The organism is Rhodococcus sp. IEGM 1381 (assembly GCF_030056795.1).
Lineage (GTDB): Bacteria > Actinomycetota > Actinomycetes > Mycobacteriales > Mycobacteriaceae > Rhodococcoides.
Genome location: NZ_JASHKQ010000002.1, coordinates 205,356 through 226,037 on the forward strand (window position 1 = coordinate 205,356; position 20,682 = coordinate 226,037).

Sequence of the window (20,682 nt, forward strand, 5' to 3'; positions counted from 1 at the left end):
ATTCGATCCCGGCCCGGTTCGTTGATGCTGTCCCGGCTGCGAGTCGACGGCCTGCGTACCCGACTCGTCCTCGTGTTCATCACCATCGTCGTGATCATCGCCGGTGCAACAGCCGGTGTGGTGTCGTTAATGGCGCGATCGTGGATCTACTCCAACGCGCAGGACGTGGCGACGGCGCAGTTCCGCGACGAGCTCCGGGATGCCGACGGGGCCCAGGTGACCCGAACGACGGCATCCGAACTGGGACAATTCTTTCCGTCGGACACGACGTTGCTCGTCGGCGACGACGAAGTACGACGGGGTTCGGTCGACCCGGCCACGCTCTCCCCCGACTTTCTGGCCGGGGTGGACGGTCGCGGAATCATCCGTTTCGTCCGACTCGACTCCGAACGGATCATGCTGGCCATGTCCGTCCGTGTCTTCGAGGCGACCGACCCGGACGGCGACGAAACTTCGGTCACGGTCCTCGCCATTCGACCGCTCGAGGGCGTGCAGGACAAGTTCGACGATCTTCTGCGCGCCGTAGGCCTCACCATGGCGGGCGGAGTACTGGTCAGTGGGCTGCTCGGATTGTGGATCGCCTCGACCCTGGTGCGTCCACTCCGACGCCTCGATCGGGCCGCTGCCCGCGCCGCCGACGGTGATCTGAGTGTTCGACTCTCCGAAGAGGGCGTGACCGAACTCGCCGAGCTGACGACGACCTTCAACACCATGATCGCCAGAAACGAGACGGTCATTCGCGGGTTGGAGGAGTCGGAAGAGCAGGCGCGCAGGTTCGTCGCCGACGTCTCCCATGAGCTGAGAACTCCACTGGCAGCACTCGTTCCGGTGGGCGAGATTCTTCGAGAGGAGATCCCCCAACTCTCGCCCGATGCGGGAGCAGCTGCCCGGATCGTCAGCGGTGAGATCGGGAAGCTCACTCGGCTCGTCGAGGATCTCATCGAGATGTCTCGTCACGACGCGCAACAGGCGCGCCTCGTTCTCGACGATGTCGACCTCGTCGGGCTCGTCCGACGCTCACTGACCCGCCGCGGATGGGCAGAGAGCGTCGAACTGCGTGGGCCGGACAGTATCGACGCCACCGTGGATCCGCGACGCATCGACGTGGTGGTCGCAAATCTCGTGGGTAATGCACTGCGTCACGGCGAGCCCCCCGTACGCGTGGAGATGAACGCTCGTCCCGAGTGGGTGGACGTGACAGTGGTGGACCACGGGCCCGGGATATCACCGGACGACAGCCACGCGATCTTCCGACGGTTCTACAAGGTGGACACCGCTCGTGGACGCAGCGAGGGCAGCGGTCTCGGACTGTCCCTCGCCGTCGAGAACGTGCGCCTGCACGGCGGCACCATCACCGTCGACCGGGTGGATTCGAGCACGGTCTTCAGCGTCCGGCTGCCCCGTCTTCGACCCCGGTAGCGGTCCCGGCAGCAGGCTCGCGCATCCGTGCCCGAGCACGGCGGCCCCACGGCGGACCAGAAATGTCGGTTAGAGTCCCGAACGTGACTTATTCGGACGCAGACATTTCCAGCAAGGTCAGCATCGAGGACGGTGTACTGCGCATCGTCGTCGCCACCGAGGCAGGCGGTGCCTCGCTCGATCTCCAGGGCATCGACGACGGCACCTCGACCCTCCGCTCCGTCAACGCCGGTGCAACTGCGATCGGAAGCGTCCTGCTCATCGGTCGGGGGCCCAATTTCTGCGCCGGCGGCAATGTGCGCGCTTTCGCCGGTGCTGCCGATCGCGGTGCCTTCGTCGGTTCCGTCGCAGACACGTTCCATACGTTCGTTCGTGAACTTGCCGCCGTCACCGTCCCGATCGTCGCCGGTGTACACGGATGGGCGGCAGGTGCGGGCATGAGCCTGGTGTGTCTCACGGATATCGCCATCGGCGGACCGTCCACCAAGCTTCGACCCGCGTATCCCTCGATCGGCTTCACTCCGGACGGGGGAATGTCGTGGACGCTGCCCCGCATCGTCGGTTCGGGCCGCGCGATGGACATTCTTCTCAACGACTCGATCATCAACGGGGAGGAAGCAGTTCGTCTCGGGATTCTCAGCCGACTGGTGGGCGACGACATCGTCGACAACGAGGCCGAACGCCTCGCTCGAACCCTTGCCGTCGGGCCGACGTCGGCGTACCGGGGCATCAAATCACTGTTACAGGCCTCCGAATCAGCAAGTCTGGCACAGCAGTTGGATGCCGAGGCCGCGTCGATTTCGACGGCCGCATCGTCACCGGCCGGACGAGAGGGCGTCGACGCGTTCGTGGAGAAGCGTCGTCCCGATTTCTCCTGATCCGATTACGGCAACGTCCGATCAGGGCAACGTCCAGTCGATCGGTTCGTCTCCCCCCTCGACCAACAACTCGTTGACCCGGCTGAAAGGCTTGGACCCGAAGAACCCGCGTGACGCGGACAGCGGTGACGGGTGCGCAGATTCGATGTACGGCACAGATCCGAGCATCGGCTTCAGAGTTGCCGCGTCGCGTCCCCACAGAATCGCGACCAGACCCGGCGCGGCGGGATTCTCGGCTCGGGCGACGAGAGCCCGAATCGCCTGCTCCGTCACCGCTTCCCACCCCTTCTTTCGGTGCGATGCGGCCTGGGAAGGTTCGACGGTGAGCACCCTGTTCAGCAACATCACACCGCGGTCCGACCATGGTGTGAGATCACCGTTGCTCGGCGTGGGTAACCCCAGGTCGTCGGAGTACTCCTTGAAGATGTTGCTCAAGCTGCGCGGCACGGGTCTCACGTCCGGTGCAACGGAAAAGCTCAGTCCCACTGCGTGTCCCGGTGTCGGATACGGATCCTGACCGACGATGAGGACCCGGACTCGGTCGAAGGGATAGCGGAAAGCGCGTAGAACGTTCTCGCCCGCAGGCAAGTAGTGCCGACCGGCGGCAAGCTCTTCCCGTAGAAAGTCGCCCATCGCAGCAACATTCGACTCGACGGGAGCAAGGGCGTCCGCCCACCCCGATTCGACGCTCTCGGCGAGCGGCCGGGGCGTCATCGGTCGATCCGGCGCAGCGCGTCACGGTAGTACGCGGCATTGGCCGAGTACATCTGTACGTTGATGTCCACATGCCCCTCGGGGACTTGGTACCCCTCCCGGATCTTCGCTGGAACACCGAGCGCCATGGAACGTTCGGGAACGACGAACTTGAACGGCACCACTGCTCCCGCCCCTACGATCGAACCCGCCCCGATCTTCGAGCCGTTCAGCACCACCGAGCCCGAGGCGATGAGGCAGTTGTCTCCGATGACCGCACCTTCGACGTGCGCATTGTGCCCGAGTACGCATCCGGAGCCGATCACCGTCGCGTCGATCGGTGTGCAGTGCACCACCGTCCCGTCCTGGACGTTGGTCCCCGCGCCGATGGTGATCGTGCCGTAGTCCGCCCGCAGAACTGCGGTGGGCCACACGGACGATCCGGCCGCCAGAGTCACCGCGCCGATGACGACCGCGTCGGGATGGACGTAGGCGTCGGGATGAATGTCGGGTTCACGATCTCCGAGTGCGTAGATAGCCATCTCAGGAACTTAGCCGACTCGATCGGACGTCGGCCGCGTTCACTCGCTCTCGAAGCTCGTCCACCCCGATCTACCCGAATGGACGCGGCCGTCGACAGTCACCCGACTCGCCCGATCGTCACCGAGGTGCTCGACACGGCCGATCACCGTCCACTCCGCCGGAACGGCACTGTGATCGCCGAACGTGCCGACGAGAGCATGATCCTCACCGCCGGTGAGTACCCAATCCAGCGGATCGACTCCCACTGCCGTTGCTGCCGAACGCAATTCGGCGGGAATGTCCAGCAGCTCGGGATCGATGTCCATTCGGACGTTCGAAGCATCGGCTATGTGGCCCAGGTCGGACAACAATCCATCGGAGACGTCGGTGAGTGACGTCGCGCCGGCCTCGGCGGCCCCGACCCCGGCGCGGTACGGCGGGACGGGAACTCGATGTGCGTCGAGCACAGCGTCGTGGCCCGTTCTGTCCATGTCCGCCAGCAGTAGAGCGAGTCCGGCGGCCGACCAGCCGAGCCGCCCCGCGTAGGCGATCAGGTCACCGACACGCGCACCCGATCGCAGCACCGGTGCCCTGCCCTGGAGATCACCGAGGGCGGTGACCGAGATCACCAGCTCCGGTGACTGAACCACATCACCACCGACGATGGCCGATCCCGCGGCCACCGCCTCGAGCCACATACCCTCGTTGAGGCCGTCGGTCACACGCACCGGCGTATCGGCCGGACATCCGAGAGAAACGAGAAAACCCGAACACCGAGCGCCCATCGCGGCGATGTCCGCGCCGTTCTGCGCGATAGCCTTGCGGCCGATCTGCACCGGACTGGACCAGTCCAGCCGAAAATGCCTGCCGTGCACCAACATATCCGTCGATGCCGCGATTCTTCCGTCGGGCGCGGCGACGACGGCGGCGTCGTCACCGGGCCCGACGATGGTCGACGGAGGTTGCACACGGTCTGCGACGGCGCGGGAGATGACCTCGAATTCGCCGACCTGCGCGACGGTAGGTTCGGTGTCTGTGGCCGACTCGGTGCCGGGGTCGTCGATGATGTTCCTCCTCGAGAACGCGATGCGTGCGCGACGGACTCGCGCGGAGCGCGTGGCCCGCCTGCGGTACCTTTTAGCGGCGGCCGGGACAGCACCGACGCTGCAGGGTTACGTGCACAGAGAACGTAGCCGACCCAATTTACAGTCGAGAAGTCCGGCAGGGAAAGGGACCACCGATGGTGCAAGCATTCGTTCTCGTTCAGACCGAGGTGGGCCGCGCGACGGCAGTCGCGCAGCAGATCGAGGCCGTCGACGGAGTGGTCTCCGCGGAGGCCGTCGTCGGGCCCTACGACGTCATCGCGCGCGCCGACGGTGCATCCGACGCCGAGGTTGCCGAGATCGTCTCCCGCATCCAGAAGGTGGACGCCATCACTCGCACTCTCACCTGTCCGGTCGCTCCACAGCCGACCGCGTCGGTCGGATAGCTCGTGAGCTCGACCGACCCCGGCAACGACGCCCACGACGACACCGACGGCAGGACCGACACCGACGGCATCCGCGAACAACGACACCCCGCCGTGATCGCCACTGCGATCGCGTTGCCGGTTGCGTTGGTGGTCGGGGTTCTGGTTGCCGCCATTGCGGTGAACCGCTCTCCGGTCCACGATCCGGTCGCGTTGGGCCCGGTCGACTCCCCCGACGCCACGAGTGCGCAATGCGCGTCGTTGCTCGACGCTCTGCCCGAGAATCTGGGCGACTACACCGCAGCCGAGCTGGCCGACCCTGCACCGGCTGGGGTTCGCGCGTGGGTCTCGTCCGAGGAGAACGCAGAGCCTGTCGTGTTGCGCTGCGGGCTGACCCGTCCCGTCGGCTTCGATGTGGCTGCGCCGCTGCAGGTCATCAACGGCGTCCAGTGGTTCGAGGTGTCCGGGGAGGACGACGGAATCGACGCCAGCACATGGTTCGTCGTCGATCGAGGTGTCTACATCGCCCTGACGATTCCGGGCGATTCCGGGCCGACGCCGCTGCAGGATACGTCATCGGCGGTGTCGAACGCACTACCTCAGCAGCCACTCGATCCGGCTCCGTTGCAGTAGCCGACGGAGCTAGCGCAATCCCGTCCCGCGGGCGAGCGCGGTGTCGATCAAGGTGGTGATCAGCGTCGGGTAGTCGACACCGGATTCCGCCCACATCTTGGGGTACATCGAGATGGAGGTGAATCCGGGCATCGTGTTGATCTCGTTGATGACCGGGCCGTCTTCGGTGACGAAGAAGTCCACTCGCGCCAGCCCCTGACAGTCCAACGCCCGGAACGCGGCAACGGCGAGTTCGCGAATGCGGTCGCTGGTCGCATCGTCGAGTGCAGCCGGGATATCGAATTCGCTGACGTCGTCGAGGTATTTGGTGTCGAAGTCGTAGAAAGCGTGATCGTCGACCTCTGCGTCCGGAATGCGGATTTCGGCAACGGCGCTCGCGCGCACCGTGCCGTCCGGAAATTCGAGGACACCGCACTCGACCTCGCGGCCGTGGATCATTCCCTCGACGATCACCTTGGGGTCGTGGTCACGCGCGACGGCGATCGCGGCGTCCAATTGATCCCACTCGGTGATGCGGGAGATACCGATCGACGATCCGCCTCTGGCCGGTTTGACGAACGCGGGCAACCCGATCCGGTCTCGCTCGACAGTGGTGAGGTCGTCGACGCCGCGGCGAAGTACCACCTGGCGACCGATCGGAAGCCCTTCGGCACCGAGCAGCTTCTTGGTGAATTCCTTGTCCATGCCGGCCGCGCTGGCCAACACCCCTGGCCCGACGTACGGGACGCCCGCCAACTCGAGCAGGCCCTGCAGTGTTCCGTCCTCGCCGTACGGACCGTGCAGTACAGGGAACACCACGTCGACAGATGTGAAGACCGTTGCGCCCTCTCCCTCGCCGAGAGCGATCAGCGCACCGGCGTGGCCCGGGTCGGTACTGAGGGTGAGTGCCGCACCGGCCTTGTTCACGGTCGGCAGCACCCGGTCGTGAATCGTCAGTGCACTGGCATCGGAGGAGCCGAGAACCCAGGCACCGTCCGGGGTGATGCCCACCGGAACCACCTCGTACTTGGCCGGATCGAGATTCTGCAGCACGCTACCTGCCGATACACAGGACACGGCGTGCTCACTGCTGCGGCCACCGAAGACGACGGCAACTTTGATGCGGGGAGTACTCACGATGAGAAACCGTACCGTCGCTACGTGCTCGACGCGGATTCGCCCTGTCGGTCGCGAGGCCGCGAACACGGCTTCACTCGGGCTTGATACGTCGTCCCAACAGGTGACCGACCGCGTCCGGAACGGACATGCCCCCGTGACACACCCGGTGCACCGCATCGGTCAGCGGCATCTCCACGTCGTAGCTCTCGGCGAGCGCACGCACCGATGTGCAGGACTTCACACCTTCGGCAACCTGACCGTGCGCAGCTTCCTGCGCGCTTTCGAGGGAACCACCCGAACCGAGGCGCTCACCGAATGTGCGGTTGCGCGAGAGGGGCGAGGAACACGTGGCGACGAGGTCGCCGACGCCGGCCAGACCGGACAGTGTCGACGGCGTGGCACCGAGTGCTACGCCGAGTCGGATGATCTCGGCCAAACCTCTGGTCATGATCGATGCGAGAGTGTTCTCTCCGTACCCGACGCCACTGGCCATCCCGCACGCGAGAGCGATGACGTTCTTGCACGCTCCACCGATCTCGGCACCGATGACATCGGAGTTCGTGTACGGCCGAAAGTAACCGGTGGCGCAGGACTTCTGGATCTCGAGGGCACGCTGGGAGTCCGAGCATGCGATGACGGTGGCGGCAGGCTGTCCCTCGGCGATCGGGCGCGCAAGGTTGGGCCCGGACAGACACGCCACCCGACTCGGATCTGCTCCGGTGACCTGAGCGATCACCTGGCTCATGCGCATGAGCGTTCCGGTCTCGATTCCTTTGGCCAACGACAGCAGTGTCGCGTGCGGCGGGATCGAGTCGGTCCACTCCCCCAGGTTGGTGCGCAGACTCTGCGACGGCACGGCCAACACCACGATGTCGGCTCCGTCGAGAGCACGAGCGGGATCGCTTGACGCGCGGATCGACGAGGGCAGCTCGATACCCGGAAGGTAGTCCTTGTTCTCGTGGTCGTCGGTGATGGATGCAGCGAGCTCTTCACGGCGGGCCCACATCGTGACGTCGGTCCCGGCATCGGCCAATACTTTCGCGAATGCCGTTCCCCACGACCCCGAACCCATTACCGCTGCTCTGCTCATACCGCCAACCCCTCACCTGCTTGCCGATGCCCTCGTTCTTCGCGCGCATCACCCTAACTCGACAACCTGCTCGGGCGGTCGGAGTCGGCACAGATCCGCGACGCTGGCAGGATCGAGCACCATGGGTGCAACACGATCCGACGACGGCGACCGAGTGGCCGCGTCGTCCGACCCTGCGCGCCGCATCGTCGCAGTCCTCATCGCAGTGAAGGATCTCGCGGCGGCGAAGTCACGCTTGGCGGCAGAATTCTCGGGTCCCGAGCGAACACGATTGGTGCTCGCGATGCTCAGCGACACCGTGGCCGCCGCAGGCGCCGTGTCGGTGGTGGATTTGGTGACGGTGGTCACCCCTGATCCCCTCGTCGCAGAGACCGCCCGAAGGATCGGCGCACGAGTGTTCGACGAGCCGGTCGGCGATCCCGCACAGCCACCGGACGCGCGTCTCAACCACGCGTTCGCGTCCGCGGCGGCCGTGTTGCGGCGCGAAGAGGTAATCGGCCACCGACGCGGGCATGACGCCGCCGCCCGTGTCGACATCATCGCGCTGCAAGCCGACCTGCCGGCCATGCGTCCCGCCGAACTCGCTCAGGCATACGCCTCTGCGCGCCGCGGAGGCCGATCACTGGTGGTCGATCATCACGGCACCGGTACCGCCGCTTTGATCCTCAAGGACTCCCCCGGCGAGCTCGCACCACTGTTCGGGGTGGACTCCGCGCGCCGCCACGCAGAGTCCGGAGCATCGAAACTCGACGGCATCTGGCCGGGTCTGCGGCTCGACGTCGACACAGCAGTCGACGTCCGCAGAGCACACCGACTCGGGGTAGGACCGGCGACGGTGGCCGTCCTGCGCTCGCTCGGTTGGAACGACGACGCATCGGCGACAACTGCGTGAGCGAGTTTCGCCCATCGGAGTTTCACCCACGCCGGGTATGGGGGATGATCGTCCGGTGAGCAGAGACGACACACAGCCAGCGAACGAAGATCCGTCCATGGAGACCGGGGCGGGCACCGGTTCGGAGCCGGTTTGGAGCGCTCCGATCGCAGCGACGATGCCGAGCATCCCCTCCGCACTACCGGCTGCCACTCCGGAGTCGGTGGACATCGCCACCGTGCTCCCCGAAAATCGCTACCTCAACCGGGAATTGAGCTGGCTCGACTTCAATTCACGTGTCCTCGCTCTGGCAGAGGACTCGTCGCTCCCCCTACTCGAACGGGCCAAGTTTCTCGCGATCTACGCGTCGAATCTCGACGAGTTCTACATGGTCCGAGTGGCCGGCCTCAAACGTCGCGACGAAACCGGTCTCTCCGTCAGATCCGCCGACGGTATGACTCCGCGCGAACAGCTCGCGGTGATCGGCCAACGCACTCAAGAGCTGGCACTCAAACATGCGCGAGTGCTGCTGGATTCGATTCTGCCGGAGCTCACCGCCGAAGGCATCGCGATCATCCGGTGGTCGGATCTGGACAGCGACGAACGTGCCCGGCTCTCGCAGTACTTCACCGAACAGGTCTTTCCGGTACTCACACCACTGGCCGTCGACCCCGCTCACCCGTTCCCTTACATCAGCGGCCTGAGCCTCAATCTCGCTGTGACGGTGAAGGATTACTCCACAACCGGTGAGCATTTCGCTCGCGTGAAGGTCCCCGACAACGTCGATCGCTTCGTGCGGGTCAAGCGCGGCGAAGGCTCCCATCGCATCGACGCCTTTCTGTCGATGGAGGAGTTGATCTCGGCGCACCTCGACGTACTCTTCCCCGGCATGCAGGTCGTCGAGTCTCACGCGTTCCGCATCACGCGCAACGCCGATTTCGAGGTCGAGGAAGACCGCGACGAGGATCTGCTGCAGGCGCTCGAGCGCGAGCTGGCCCGCAGGCGTTTCGGCTCACCGGTCCGCCTCGAGATCGCCGACGACATGACCGAGCACATGCTCGAATTGCTGCTGCGTGAACTCGATGTCGATCCCGGCGACGTCATCCAGGTACCCGGACTGCTCGATCTGTCGTGCCTGTGGCAGGTCTACAGCGTCGACCGTCCCAATCTGAAGGACGCACCCTTCGTTCCGGCGACCCATCCGGCGTTCGGCGAGCGCGAGACCCCCAAGAGCGTGTTCTCGACACTGCGCGACGGCGATGTCCTGGTGCATCATCCGTACGATTCGTTCTCCACCAGCGTTCAACGCTTCATCGAGCAAGCAGCGGCCGACCCGCAGGTGCTCGCCATCAAGCAGACGCTGTATCGCACGTCGGGAGATTCCCCGATCGTCAATGCGCTCGTCGATGCAGCCGGTGCGGGCAAACAGGTGGTTGCACTGGTCGAGATCAAGGCACGTTTCGACGAGCAGGCCAACATCGAGTGGGCTCGCAAGCTGGAAAAGGCAGGCGTGCACGTGGTGTACGGCCTCGTCGGCCTCAAGACGCACTGCAAGACCTGTCTCGTGGTGCGCCGAGAAGGGTCGGTCATTCGCCGGTATTGCCACATCGGAACCGGCAACTACAACCCCAAGACAGCACGCATCTACGAGGACGTCGGTTTGTTCACGTCGTCCCCGGAAATCGGTGCCGACCTCACCGATCTGTTCAACTCGCTCACCGGCTACTCACGAAAGTCCAAGTACCGCAACCTCCTCGTTGCACCGTACGGAGTGCGCCGCGGCATCGTCGAACGCATCGAGGCCGAGGTCGAACACCTCAAGCAGGGACGTGCGGCGGGGATTCGTCTCAAGGCGAACGCGTTGGTCGACGAGCAGGTCATCGACGCGCTGTACCGCGCGTCCATCGCAGGCGTTTCGGTCAAGGTGGTGGTTCGCGGTATCTGCGCGCTCAAGCCGGGAGTTCCAGGACTGTCGGAGAACATCGAGGTTCGCTCCATCCTGGGCAGATTCCTCGAACACTCGCGAGTTCTGCATTTTCAGGGTGCCGACGAGTTCTGGATCGGCAGTGCGGACATGATGCACCGCAACCTCGATCGCCGAGTCGAGGTGATGGCTCAGGTCAAGGACACGCGGCTGGCGAACCAGCTGAGCGAGATCTTCGATTCCGCCCTCGACCCCACCACGCGCTGCTGGGAGTTGGGACCGGACGGCGGCTGGGTCGCCTCACCGGCGCAGGGTGAGACAGTCCGTGAGCATCAGGTGGAGTTGATGCGTAGCCGGAGGAATCAGGCGTCCTGATGGGAACCTCCGATGGCTCCCCTCGCGCCAACATCTTTGCGGCCGGCTCCGTTCTGTGGCGACGATCGCCGCGCAGCGACGGTGCCGTCGAGATCGCGTTGGTGCACAGGCCCAAGTACGACGACTGGTCGTTCCCCAAGGGAAAACTCGATCCCGGTGAGACCGCAGTCGATGCGGCAGTCCGAGAAGTCAAGGAGGAGACCGGATTCGACTCACGACTGGGACGGTCGCTGTCCTACGTCACGTACCCGATCCCGGGCCACCGCCGGATGAAGAAGGTCCTCTACTGGGCGGCCGAGGCAACCGGTGGCGAGTTCGTCCCCAACGCAGAGGTGGACGAGGTGCGCTGGATAGCACCCGCGGACATCGGTCGCGAACTCTCGTATCCCATGGACCACAAGATTCTTCGCCGGTTCGTGGCCACACCCGCCGACACCTCGACCGTCCTGTTGGTCCGTCACGGCAGTGCCGGATCGCGCTCGCGGTACAAGGGCAACGACGTCGATCGTCCGCTCGACAAGACCGGACGACGACAGGCCGAGTCACTGGTCTCGCTGCTTCGGGCATTCGGGGCCGACGCGGTGTACTCGGCCGACCGTACCCGGTGTGTTCAGACGGTTGCTCCGTTCGCAGAATCGTTGGGGGCGGAGATAAGTCCGGAGCACCTGCTGTCCGAGGAGGGTTACGCCGATGACCCGCGCAAGGGGCGCCACCGCGCTCGCGACATAGCCGAGCTGCCCGGCACGCCCGTTGTCTGCAGCCAGGGCAAGGTGATCCCCGACCTGATGCGCTGGTGGGCCGAAAAGGACGGAATCACGTTGCCTGCCAACAGGAATCGAAAAGGCAGCGTGTGGGTGCTCTCGCGTCACGACGGCAGACTCGTTGCGGCCGACCACATCGCCAGCCCCCTACCCACCCTCGTCACCGGCGGCTAGGGGACGCAAAACGAACGACAGTAAGGCCCCCGACTCGGGGGCCTTACTGTCGTTCGTGCGAGATGCGAAGCCTGCAGGCTCTACTTCTTCGCTGCGCGCTTTGCGGGGGCCTTCTTGGCCGGAGCCTTCTTCGCCGGCGCCTTCTTGGCTACGGTCTTCTTGGCTGCCGTCTTGGCCGGAGCCTTCTTGGCGGGCGCAGCCGTCGTTGCGGCCTTGCGAGCAGTTGTCTTGGCCGGAGCCTTCTTTGCAACTGTCTTACGCGCCGTGGTCTTCGCGGGAGCTGCCTTCTTGGCGGCGGTCTTCGCGGGAGCCGCAGCCTTGCGAGCGGTGGTCTTGGCCGGTGCAGCCTTCTTGGCGGCAGCGGTGGTTGCCTTGCGGGCGGTCGTCTTCACGGCTGCCTTCTTCGCAGCCGTCTTCTTTGCCGCCGCAGTCTTCTTGGCCGGAGCCGCAGCGGAACCGCGCTTGACGGCGGGACCGGTGGCAGGCAACTTCTGTCCGCCGGCGATGACTGCCTTGAACTGCGCACCCGGACGGAACGCCGGAACGTTGGTCGGCTTGACGCGAACGGTCTCGCCGGTGCGGGGGTTGCGCGCAACACGTGCTGCGCGACGACGCTGCTCGAACACGCCGAAGCCTGTGATCGTGACACTCTCGCCGCGGTGTACTGCACGCACGATGGTGTCGACGATGTTCTCGACAGCCTCTGTGGCGCTCCGCCTGTCAGACCCCAACTTCTCGGTCAGGGCGTCGATCAGCTCTGCCTTGTTCATGGAATTTCCTCCGCTATATGGTGGCCCATCGTCGGACCGACTACTACAACGGTAAACCCCAAGTCGTCAAGAGTCTATGCGCCACGCCAATTTTCATTTTGGTGTCGCGGAATGATTCACGGCCCCATAGCGTGTCGGACCCCCACCCGGTCAGCTTTCGATCGGGGTCTCGATCCGCGCCGGGAGCGTCAGGGGTTTGTATGAAGGCCTTGACTTTTCATACTCCGTAATGGCCTCGACCTGGCGTAATGTCAATCCGATGTCGTCCAGACCTTCCAGCAGACGCCACCGGGTGTAGTCGTCAATCGCGAAGCGCACCACCAAAGTTCCAGCCGTTACGGTCTTGTCGACGAGGTCGACAATTATCTCCAGACCGGGCTGTTCTTCTAAGGCTTTCCACAGCAATTCGACGTCCGACTGTTCCACTTCGGCCGCCAGCAGCCCTGCTTTACCCGAGTTTCCACGGAAGATATCGGCGAACCGGGACGCGATCACAACCCTGAAACCGAAGTCCGACAGCGCCCAGACGGCATGTTCGCGTGACGATCCCGTACCGAAATCGGGTCCGGCTACGAGTACCGAGCCACGGTTGTACGGCTCGAGATTCAGGATGAAGTTCGGATCCGAGCGCCACGCGGCGAACAACCCGTCCTCGAATCCGGTGCGCGTCACCCGCTTGAGGTAGACCGCGGGGATTATCTGATCGGTGTCGACATTCGACCGCCGAAGCGGAACTCCGATACCGGTGTGCCGGGTGAAAGCTTCCATCGAATTTTCTCCTATGGGTCGATCGATCCGAGCGAGGACGCGTTCTACGCGAGATCTGCCGGAGAGGACAAGGTTCCGCGGATTGCGGTAGCAGCTGCAACAAGAGGCGAGACGAGATGAGTACGACCGCCTTTGCCCTGCCTGCCCTCGAAATTGCGGTTCGAGGTCGACGCCGATCGCTCACCCGCCACCAATTGGTCCGGATTCATCCCGAGGCACATCGAACAGCCGGCCTGGCGCCATTCGGCCCCTGCGGCAGTGAAGATGTCGCCGAGGCCTTCCTCCTCCGCCTGCGCTCGTACCCGCATGGAGCCGGGTACCACCAACATTCGCACTCCCTCGGCAACTCGGTGCCCCTCGAGAACGGACGCAACGGCACGCAGATCCTCGATCCGACCATTGGTGCAGGAACCGACGAACACGGTGTCGACGGCGATCTCACGGATCGGCGTGCCGGCCTCGAGACCCATGTACTGCAGGGCCTTCTGCGCCGACAACCGCTCGCCCTCGTCGGTCATCGCCTCCGGATCGGGCACCGTACTTCCCAGCGGCGCACCCTGACCCGGATTGGTGCCCCACGTGACGAACGGCGTCAACGTATCGGCATCGATGTGGACCTCGTTGTCGAACACGGCATCCGGATCCGTCGCCAGCTCGTTCCACGACGCCACTGCTGCGTCCCAGTCGGCTCCCTGCGGAGCGTGCGGGCGCCCCTTCAGATACTCGTAGGTGATGTCGTCGGGTGCGATCATGCCTGCCCTCGCACCGGCTTCGATCGACATGTTGCAGATGGTCATTCGCGCTTCCATCGACAGCTTGCGGATGGCCTCACCGCGGTACTCGAGAACGTAGCCCTGTCCGCCACCGGTACCGATCTTGGCAATGACTGCAAGAATCAGGTCCTTGCTCGTCACGCCGGGTGCGAGCTCTCCGTCGACGGTGATCGCCATCGTCTTGAACGGCCGCAGAGAGAGAGTCTGCGTGGCCATCACGTGCTCGACCTCACTGGTACCGATGCCCATGGCGATCGAGCCGAAGGCACCGTGCGTCGAGGTGTGACTGTCTCCGCACACGACGGTCATCCCGGGCTGGGTCAGACCCAGCTGGGGCCCGATGATGTGCACGATGCCCTGATCGAGATCGCCCATCGGGTACAGCCGTACTCCGAATTCCTCGCAGTTTCGGCGAAGGGTGTCCACCTGGGTGCGGGAGACGAGATCTGCGATGGGGGCGAAGATATCGGCCGTCGGGACATTGTGATCCTCGGTCGCGATCGTCAGATCGGGGCGTCGAAGCCCACGGCCGGCCAACCGCAAACCGTCGAACGCCTGCGGACTCGTCACCTCGTGCACGAGGTGAAGATCGATGTAGATCAGATCGGGCTCACGCGCGCCGCCTTCTCCTCCACCTCGGACCACCACGTGCTGGTCCCATACCTTCTCCGCCAAAGTCTTCGGTGTTTCGGACATCGGTGTCGTCGACCTCGTCTTCCTGTCGTCGCGTCGGCGAACTTCGCTGGTTCACCTGGCGTCTCGTCTCGACATCATGCCTCTCGGCACGCAGGAGATCTCGCAATTGTGCGATCTCAGCATTCGGGAGGCTAATATCGTTCTATGAGACAGCATAGCCTGGGCGGCCTCGTCGACAAATCGAGTGGGATCGGTGTACTCGACAAGGCAATGGCAGTGCTGCATGCGGTGGCCGAGAAGCCCTGCAATCTCGGCGATCTGTGCGCTCGCACCGACCTGCCCCGCGCCACCGCTCACCGACTCGCAGTCGGCCTGGAGACCCACCGACTACTCGTTCGAGATGCCGACGGACTGTGGCACACCGGGCCGGGCCTCGGAGAACTCGCGGCGAGCGCGTCCGACGCATTGCTCGACGCAGCCGCCTCCGTGCTCCCACGCCTGCGCGAAATCACCGGTGAAAGTGTGCAGATCTATCGGCGGGAGGGAACGGTACGCGTCTGCGTGGCGTCCATGGAGCCCCCGACAGGCCTTCGAGACACGGTGCTCGTCGGCGCGCGGCTGCCGATGACAGCCGGTTCCGGTGCCAAAGTTCTTCTGGCATGGGCAGACTCGCATACTCAAAGAGCCGTTCTGCCCGATGCAGAATTCGGCGAGCGCGTCCTCATCGAAGTACGACGCCGCGGTTGGGCGCAGAGCGCGGGCGAGCGCGAACCAGGCGTCGCAAGCGTGGCGGCGCCTGTTCGCGACGGCAACGACACTGTGGTGGCGGCGATCTCGGTGTCCGGACCCATCGATCGAATCGGACGCAAGCCCGGTGCGCGCTGGGCCGCGGATCTTCTCGCCGCAGCCGACGCGCTGCACAAGCGGCTCTGACCGGTATCGGCGGACTTCGGTGGCCCGACCGAAAAAACAACCTGATCGCATCGCGCGAGTGGGGTACCTTCGTCTCGAGCGGCCCAACCGGCCGGTCGTCGACTGCGAGGAGTCACCCATGCCCGAATCCGGCAGTGAAGAACTGAAGAAGAAGTTCCGCGAAGTTCTGGAACAGAAGAACAGCAAGGCCCACAGTTCCGTCGAGCACAAAGACGGTGGACCGAAGGTCAACAGCACCCACGGACCGGCCGACCATCAGAAGATGTTCCGTCGCAAGAGCGTGTAAAGCATCCGGCCCGAAACGACAACACCCTCCCGATCCGAGGATCGAGAGGGTGTTGTCAGTTGTAGCCCCGACGGGATTCGAACCCGCGCTACCGCCTTGAGAGGGCGGCGTCCTAGGCCGCTAGACGACGGGGCCAGGAACTTCACCTGCATTGTTTCGAGCTTGTGAGTGCCGAGTCAGCTTAACTGCCTCGGCACCGGCGACAAAATCGCCATTACCTGCTCGCTGGGGTACCAGGACTCGAACCTAGAATGGCGGTACCAGAAACCGCTGTGTTGCCAATTACACCATACCCCAATGGACTTGAATCGAACTGCCCACCAACATCGATGTGCACTGCGTTTCGAGCCGGGATAAAGACTATCAAAGGTGCATACCAATTCTCCAAATCGGCTGCTCAGAGCATCCAGAACTACGCTGCCGGCGCGCACTGCCGGCGCTGGACCGGCGTCTCTCACCGATCCACGAGCCCGCACTGCACCTCGACTGGCACGTGCAGCAGACTTGGTCTCCGTGACCGCTCGCACACACCGCACAGCCCGATGAAGGTCGTGCTCGTACCTCGCGGCGAGCAGGCGGTACTGACGTATCTCGACGACGACTGTTCGATCCGAGGCGTTCCCACTGTGGTCGAGGATCCGGCTGCAGCAGTTGCCGATCTCGAGGCGTCCGAACGGCCGAGATGGGTATGGGAGGACACCAGCCGGATCTACCCTCGTCTCCTCGAACGTGGGGTACGCGTGCGCCGTTGCCACGATCTCGCACTGGTCGGCGCGATTCTGGCGATGCGAACCGGCTCCGCAGCTGTTCCATCCGTACCCGCAGACCTGCGACCGGGACTGTTCGACGCGGATCCGCAGTCCGACCCTGCAGCAGTGTTCACCGAGTACCGGAGTCAATTCGAGTCCATCGGTACCGACCGCGCACTGCAACTACTGGCGGCGGCGGAATCGGCCGGGGGTCTGGCCGCTGCAGAGATGACCCACGGCGGATTGCCGTTCTCGGCAGCGGCGCATCGGCGTCATCTCGAGTCGATGCTCGGGGCCCGTCCGGTCGACGGTTCTCTCCCCCCGGCTCTGGTTCGGCTGGAAAGCGAGATCTCGTCGGCGTTCGGCCGACGCGTCAATCCTTCGTCTCCGGTGGAAGTGGTGGCCGCGTTCGCACGCTCCGGAATCGAACTGACATCGACTCGCGCACACGTCATCCGCGAGATCGATCACCCTGCCGTCCCCCTGCTGCTGCGCCATCGTGATCTCTCGAAATTGCACAGTACGAATGGATGGGCTTGGCTGGAGTCGTGGGTACGGGGCGATCGGTTCCGGCCGGTCTACGTTCCCGGCGCCGTGGTCTCGGGCCGATGGGCAAGCCGCGGCGGGGGCGGCCTGCAGATTCCGAAACCGTTGCGAGCCAGCGTAATCGCCGATCCCGGACATACGTTCGTCGCCGCCGATGCCGGTCAACTCGAACCCCGCATTCTTGCGGCGATGTCCGGCGACCCACGCATGGTTGCCGCTGCCGGTACCGCTGATCTGTACGCACCGGTGGCCGCAGAGTCGTTCGAGGGTGATCGCGGCAAGGCCAAGGTCGCCGTTCTCGGAGTGCTGTACGGCGCGACGTCGGGTGAGGCTCGCGGACTGCTGACACGGCTGCGGGCCAGGTTCCCCGGTGCCGTCGCCTCGGTGGAGGAGGCTGCCCGCGCCGGTGAGCGCGGCGAGGTGGTCCACTCGTGGCTGGGACGAGCCTGCCCACCGCCCTCGGCGCACTGGTGGTCCAGTGGTGACGCGCACGCGCGTGGACGATTCACCCGTAACTTCGTAGTACAGGCCACCGCTGCGGAATGGGCGTTGTGCTTGTTGGCCGATCTGCGCGGCCGGTTGCGCGACGAGATCGGAGCCGGCAGTAGCGAGCTGGTGTTCTTTCAACACGACGAGGTCGTGGTGCATTGCCCGACGGTCGATGTCGACCGCGTGTCGGAAGCCGTTGCAGCGGCTGCATTGTCGGCCACTCGGCTGATGTTCGGCGATACGGCCGTGCGGTTTCCGATGGAGACGAGAATCGACCGCTCCTACGGCGTTTCGGCTTCCGATTCGGAGTCGGAGTCGGAGTCGGATTCGGGTTCCGACTGAGCGCGTGGTGGATCCCCGAACGTGACGTCGATTTCCTCGAATGCGCTGCTGCGCTGCGCTTCTGCCTGTCCGGTGTAGGTGAGCTTGTCACCTTCGGTCAGTTCCACGTCGTCGGTGAAGGGGGCCAGAAGGGCTCGCGGAAAGAGCCGATCGACGCGAACGACGTTGATCTCGATGCACAGCACGATCGATACCGACGTCACGTACAGAAACGCCAACAGTCCGAGCACGACAGCGAACACACCGTTGGTGACCGTCGCGGTGCTGACGACGTACTTCACGTAGACACTGCCGAAGGTCTGCAACAGCTGCCAGATCACACCGGCTACGACAGCTCCGGGAAGAACCTCTCCGATCGACACCGGTCGCGCTGTCGCGAGCCGGAACGCGACGACGAACACGCCTACATAGAAAACTGTGCCGACCACGAACACCACGAGGCCCGATTCCGGACCGAAATATCCTGCAGCACTGAGCACATTGAGTGCCGTGACGGCCAGGACCGCCAGACCGACCGTGCTCAGCAGACCCAATCCGCGCACCCGGGCCCGAATGGGATCCGGCCGTAGGTTCTTCGGCACCGTCCAGGCCGTGTTCATTGCGTTCTGGAGCGCCACGGCCACCCCGAGACCGCCGTACAGGGAGCCCAGGACACCTACCACCAGACCGACGGTGCCTCCGCCGAGGCGTTCGGGCCTGCCCAGTTCGTCACCGATCACCGGGATCTGACCGAGCGCCGAGCTCAGAATCTGTTGCTGCAGTTCCGGGCTGCCGACCAACACGATGCCCAGCACCGTGGAGAACAACAGGAGCGCGGGAAACAGCGAGACGAAGGCGTAGTAGGTGATCAGGGCGGCAAGGTACCCGCCCTGATCGTCGACGAACTTGTACACCACCGCAATGGGATATCCGAGAACCGGCCGCCTGCGCTGCAGTCGGTCCAGTCGATCGGCGACGCTCATGTGTCGAGATCTCCGACCGACCGTGACGGCCCGCGACGAACCGCCGTCACGCGATACGAGTGCGTGCGGCAGCCAGGCGAGCGAGAGTCCTCTCGCGGCCGAGCAGTTCCATGGACTCGTAGAGCGGCGGGCTGATGTGCGATCCTGTCACTCCCACTCGAACCGGAGCAAAAGCCTTGCGCGGCTTGAGTTCGAGCTTCTCGATCAACGCGTCCTTGAGAGTTGCCTCCACGTCGACTGTGGTCCACGTCGACAACGCCGTCAACGCATCGATGGCTGCGTCGAGAACGGGTGCGGCATCGGGGCCGAGGTTCTTGGCTGCAGCAGCGGGATCGATCTCGAAATCCGCCTCGTCGACGAACAAGAATTTCAGCAGTCCCCACGCGTCCGACAGCACGACAATGCGGGTCTGTACCAGGTCCGCGGCGACCGCGAAGACCTTCTCGTCGATCGGTTCGACGAGATGTCCTTGCGCAACCAGATACTGACGCAACCGGGCTGCGAAGTCGTCGGCCGGCAGCATTCGGATGTGCTCGGCGTTGATCGCATCGGCCTTCTTCTGATCGAAGCGAGCCGGGTTGGAATTGACCGACGAGATCTCGAACGCCGCCACCATCTCGTCGAGCGAGAAGACGTCGTGGTCGTCCGAGATGCCCCACCCGAGAAGGGCGAGATAGTTCAGCAACCCCTCGGGGATGAATCCCCGATCGCGGTGGATGAAGAGATCGGCTTCGGGATCACGCTTGGACAGCTTCTTGTTGCCCTGGCCCATCACGAACGGCAGATGCCCGAACTCCGGGGTCCGATCGGCGACGCCGATTCGGATCAGCGCCTCGTAGAGGGCGAGCTGACGAGGGGTCGACGACAGCAGGTCTTCGCCGCGCAGCACATGGGTGATCTTCATCAGTGCGTCGTCGACGGGATTGACCAACGTGTACAGCGGAACTCCGTTACCGCGGGTCAACGCGAAGTCCGGTACGGTTCCCGCCTTGAACGTGGTCTCCCCGCGTACGAGGTCGTTCCAGGTCAGATCGTGATCGGGCATACGCAGCCGTACGACGGCTCCACGCCCCTCGTCCAGAAAGCCCTGCCGCTGCTCCGGAGTCAGATCGCGGTCGAAGTTGTCGTAGCCGAGCTTGGGGTCGCGTCCGGCGGCCTTGTGGCGAGCTTCGACTTCCTCGGGCGTGGAAAACGATTCGTAGGCTTCACCGGCGTCGAGTAACTGTCGAACGACGGCCGTGTGCTGATCTCGGCGCAAAGACTGACGGTAGGGCTCGTACGGACCGCTCACCTCTGGACCTTCGTCCCAGTCGAGACCGAGCCAGCGCAATGCGTCGAGCAGGGCGGCGTAGGACTCCTCGGAGTCGCGTGCGGCGTCCGTGTCCTCGATGCGAAAGACGAAAGTTCCACCGTGATGCCGGGCGAACGCCCAGTTGAACAGCGCTGTTCGGATCAGTCCGACGTGCGGGGTACCGGTGGGAGACGGGCAGAATCGGACGCGAACGTCTGCTGGAGTGGTCAT

The 20,682-nt window shown here is 64.4% G+C and carries 20 protein-coding genes and 2 tRNA genes; 10 read left to right on the forward strand and 12 right to left on the reverse strand.

The features are described 5' to 3' along the window. Positions 1-24: 24 nt before the first annotated feature. Both QM797_RS10970 and QM797_RS10975 read left to right on the forward strand, forming a co-directional pair. Entirely contained in the window at positions 25-1,419 is a 1,395-nt protein-coding gene (locus tag QM797_RS10970; protein ID WP_283275584.1) for an ATP-binding protein, read from the forward strand. Between the two features lie 62 nt (positions 1,420-1,481). Beyond that, a complete protein-coding gene (locus tag QM797_RS10975) occupies positions 1,482-2,297 on the forward strand; it encodes an enoyl-CoA hydratase/isomerase family protein (RefSeq protein WP_283275585.1) in 816 nt (271 codons plus the stop codon). A gap of 21 nt (positions 2,298-2,318) precedes the next feature. Here the strand turns inward: QM797_RS10975 and QM797_RS10980 are convergent, their stop codons facing one another. The 3 genes from QM797_RS10980 to QM797_RS10990 are packed head-to-tail and all read right to left on the reverse strand — an operon-like array spanning position 2,319 to position 4,600. Beyond that, a complete protein-coding gene (locus QM797_RS10980; RefSeq protein WP_283275586.1) occupies positions 2,319-3,011 on the reverse strand; it encodes a uracil-DNA glycosylase in 693 nt (230 codons plus the stop codon). After that, on the reverse strand, positions 3,008-3,532 hold the full coding sequence (locus QM797_RS10985) for a gamma carbonic anhydrase family protein (RefSeq protein WP_032377016.1): 525 nt from the start codon (positions 3,530-3,532) through the stop codon (positions 3,008-3,010). The genes QM797_RS10980 and QM797_RS10985 overlap by 4 nt, the downstream gene beginning before the upstream one ends. 39 nt (positions 3,533-3,571) lie before the next feature. Beyond that, positions 3,572-4,600: a thiamine-phosphate kinase gene (locus tag QM797_RS10990; RefSeq protein WP_502942328.1), complete on the reverse strand. Its 1,029-nt coding sequence runs from the start codon at positions 4,598-4,600 to the stop codon at positions 3,572-3,574. A 152-nt stretch (positions 4,601-4,752) separates the two neighbouring features. Between QM797_RS10990 and QM797_RS10995 the strand changes: the two genes are divergently transcribed. Both QM797_RS10995 and QM797_RS11000 read left to right on the forward strand, forming a co-directional pair. Beyond that, positions 4,753-5,001, forward strand: coding sequence for an Lrp/AsnC ligand binding domain-containing protein (locus QM797_RS10995; RefSeq protein WP_283275587.1), 249 nt, complete (start codon positions 4,753-4,755; stop codon positions 4,999-5,001). A 3-nt stretch (positions 5,002-5,004) separates the two neighbouring features. Further along, a complete protein-coding gene (locus tag QM797_RS11000; protein WP_502942312.1) occupies positions 5,005-5,613 on the forward strand; it encodes a DUF3515 domain-containing protein in 609 nt (202 codons plus the stop codon). 9 nt (positions 5,614-5,622) lie between these two features. Here QM797_RS11000 and QM797_RS11005 read toward each other — a convergent pair whose 3' ends face one another. Beyond that, positions 5,623-6,729 (reverse strand): D-alanine--D-alanine ligase family protein, encoded by a 1,107-nt coding sequence (locus QM797_RS11005; protein ID WP_283275588.1) that lies wholly within the window; start codon positions 6,727-6,729, stop codon positions 5,623-5,625. 73 nt (positions 6,730-6,802) lie between these two features. Next, complete coding sequence (locus tag QM797_RS11010; RefSeq protein WP_283275589.1) at positions 6,803-7,801, reverse strand: NAD(P)H-dependent glycerol-3-phosphate dehydrogenase; 999 nt, start codon at positions 7,799-7,801, stop codon at positions 6,803-6,805. A 121-nt stretch (positions 7,802-7,922) separates the two neighbouring features. Here QM797_RS11010 and cofC point away from each other — a divergent pair, with 121 nt between their 5' ends. The 3 genes from cofC (at position 7,923) to QM797_RS11025 (ending at position 11,906) form a co-directional block, all read left to right on the forward strand. Then, positions 7,923-8,693: a 2-phospho-L-lactate guanylyltransferase gene (cofC, locus tag QM797_RS11015; protein ID WP_283275590.1), complete on the forward strand. Its 771-nt coding sequence runs from the start codon at positions 7,923-7,925 to the stop codon at positions 8,691-8,693. Between the two features lie 157 nt (positions 8,694-8,850). Then, on the forward strand, positions 8,851-10,971 hold the full coding sequence (locus QM797_RS11020; protein ID WP_283275811.1) for an RNA degradosome polyphosphate kinase: 2,121 nt from the start codon (positions 8,851-8,853) through the stop codon (positions 10,969-10,971). Beyond that, the gene (locus tag QM797_RS11025) at positions 10,971-11,906 is read left to right on the forward strand and encodes an NUDIX hydrolase (protein WP_283275591.1); all 936 of its coding nucleotides are present in this window, start codon (positions 10,971-10,973) and stop codon (positions 11,904-11,906) included. The genes QM797_RS11020 and QM797_RS11025 overlap by 1 nt, the downstream gene beginning before the upstream one ends. 80 nt (positions 11,907-11,986) lie before the next feature. Here the strand turns inward: QM797_RS11025 and QM797_RS11030 are convergent, their stop codons facing one another. The 3 genes from QM797_RS11030 to leuC form a co-directional block, all read right to left on the reverse strand. Continuing rightward, positions 11,987-12,676: an HU family DNA-binding protein gene (locus QM797_RS11030; protein WP_037189723.1), complete on the reverse strand. Its 690-nt coding sequence runs from the start codon at positions 12,674-12,676 to the stop codon at positions 11,987-11,989. A gap of 150 nt (positions 12,677-12,826) precedes the next feature. Then, complete coding sequence (leuD, locus tag QM797_RS11035; protein ID WP_283275592.1) at positions 12,827-13,444, reverse strand: 3-isopropylmalate dehydratase small subunit; 618 nt, start codon at positions 13,442-13,444, stop codon at positions 12,827-12,829. A gap of 44 nt (positions 13,445-13,488) precedes the next feature. After that, positions 13,489-14,913, reverse strand: a complete 1,425-nt coding sequence (leuC, locus tag QM797_RS11040) for a 3-isopropylmalate dehydratase large subunit (RefSeq protein WP_283275594.1) — start codon at positions 14,911-14,913, stop codon at positions 13,489-13,491. A 144-nt stretch (positions 14,914-15,057) separates the two neighbouring features. Here leuC and QM797_RS11045 point away from each other — a divergent pair, with 144 nt between their 5' ends. Further along, entirely contained in the window at positions 15,058-15,786 is a 729-nt protein-coding gene (locus QM797_RS11045; RefSeq protein WP_283275595.1) for an IclR family transcriptional regulator, read from the forward strand. Between the two features lie 118 nt (positions 15,787-15,904). Then, positions 15,905-16,072: a DUF5302 domain-containing protein gene (locus tag QM797_RS11050; RefSeq protein WP_283275597.1), complete on the forward strand. Its 168-nt coding sequence runs from the start codon at positions 15,905-15,907 to the stop codon at positions 16,070-16,072. A gap of 62 nt (positions 16,073-16,134) precedes the next feature. Here the strand turns inward: QM797_RS11050 and QM797_RS11055 are convergent. Together QM797_RS11055 and QM797_RS11060 are read right to left on the reverse strand one after the other, a co-directional pair. Further along, positions 16,135-16,207 (reverse strand) — tRNA-Glu (locus QM797_RS11055). 90 nt (positions 16,208-16,297) lie between these two features. Next, positions 16,298-16,369, reverse strand: a tRNA-Gln gene (locus tag QM797_RS11060). A 245-nt stretch (positions 16,370-16,614) separates the two neighbouring features. On the opposite strand from QM797_RS11060, the gene QM797_RS11065 reads away from it, so the two are divergent. Then, the gene (locus QM797_RS11065) at positions 16,615-18,198 is read left to right on the forward strand and encodes a bifunctional 3'-5' exonuclease/DNA polymerase (protein ID WP_283275598.1); all 1,584 of its coding nucleotides are present in this window, start codon (positions 16,615-16,617) and stop codon (positions 18,196-18,198) included. Here the strand turns inward: QM797_RS11065 and QM797_RS11070 are convergent. Then, a complete protein-coding gene (locus QM797_RS11070; RefSeq protein ID WP_283275599.1) occupies positions 18,138-19,160 on the reverse strand; it encodes a YihY/virulence factor BrkB family protein in 1,023 nt (340 codons plus the stop codon). The genes QM797_RS11065 and QM797_RS11070 overlap by 61 nt on opposite strands. 46 nt (positions 19,161-19,206) lie before the next feature. Next, positions 19,207-20,682 carry a glutamate--tRNA ligase gene (gene gltX, locus QM797_RS11075; protein ID WP_283275600.1) on the reverse strand — a complete coding sequence of 492 codons (1,476 nt, stop codon included), beginning with the start codon at positions 20,680-20,682 and terminating at the stop codon, positions 19,207-19,209.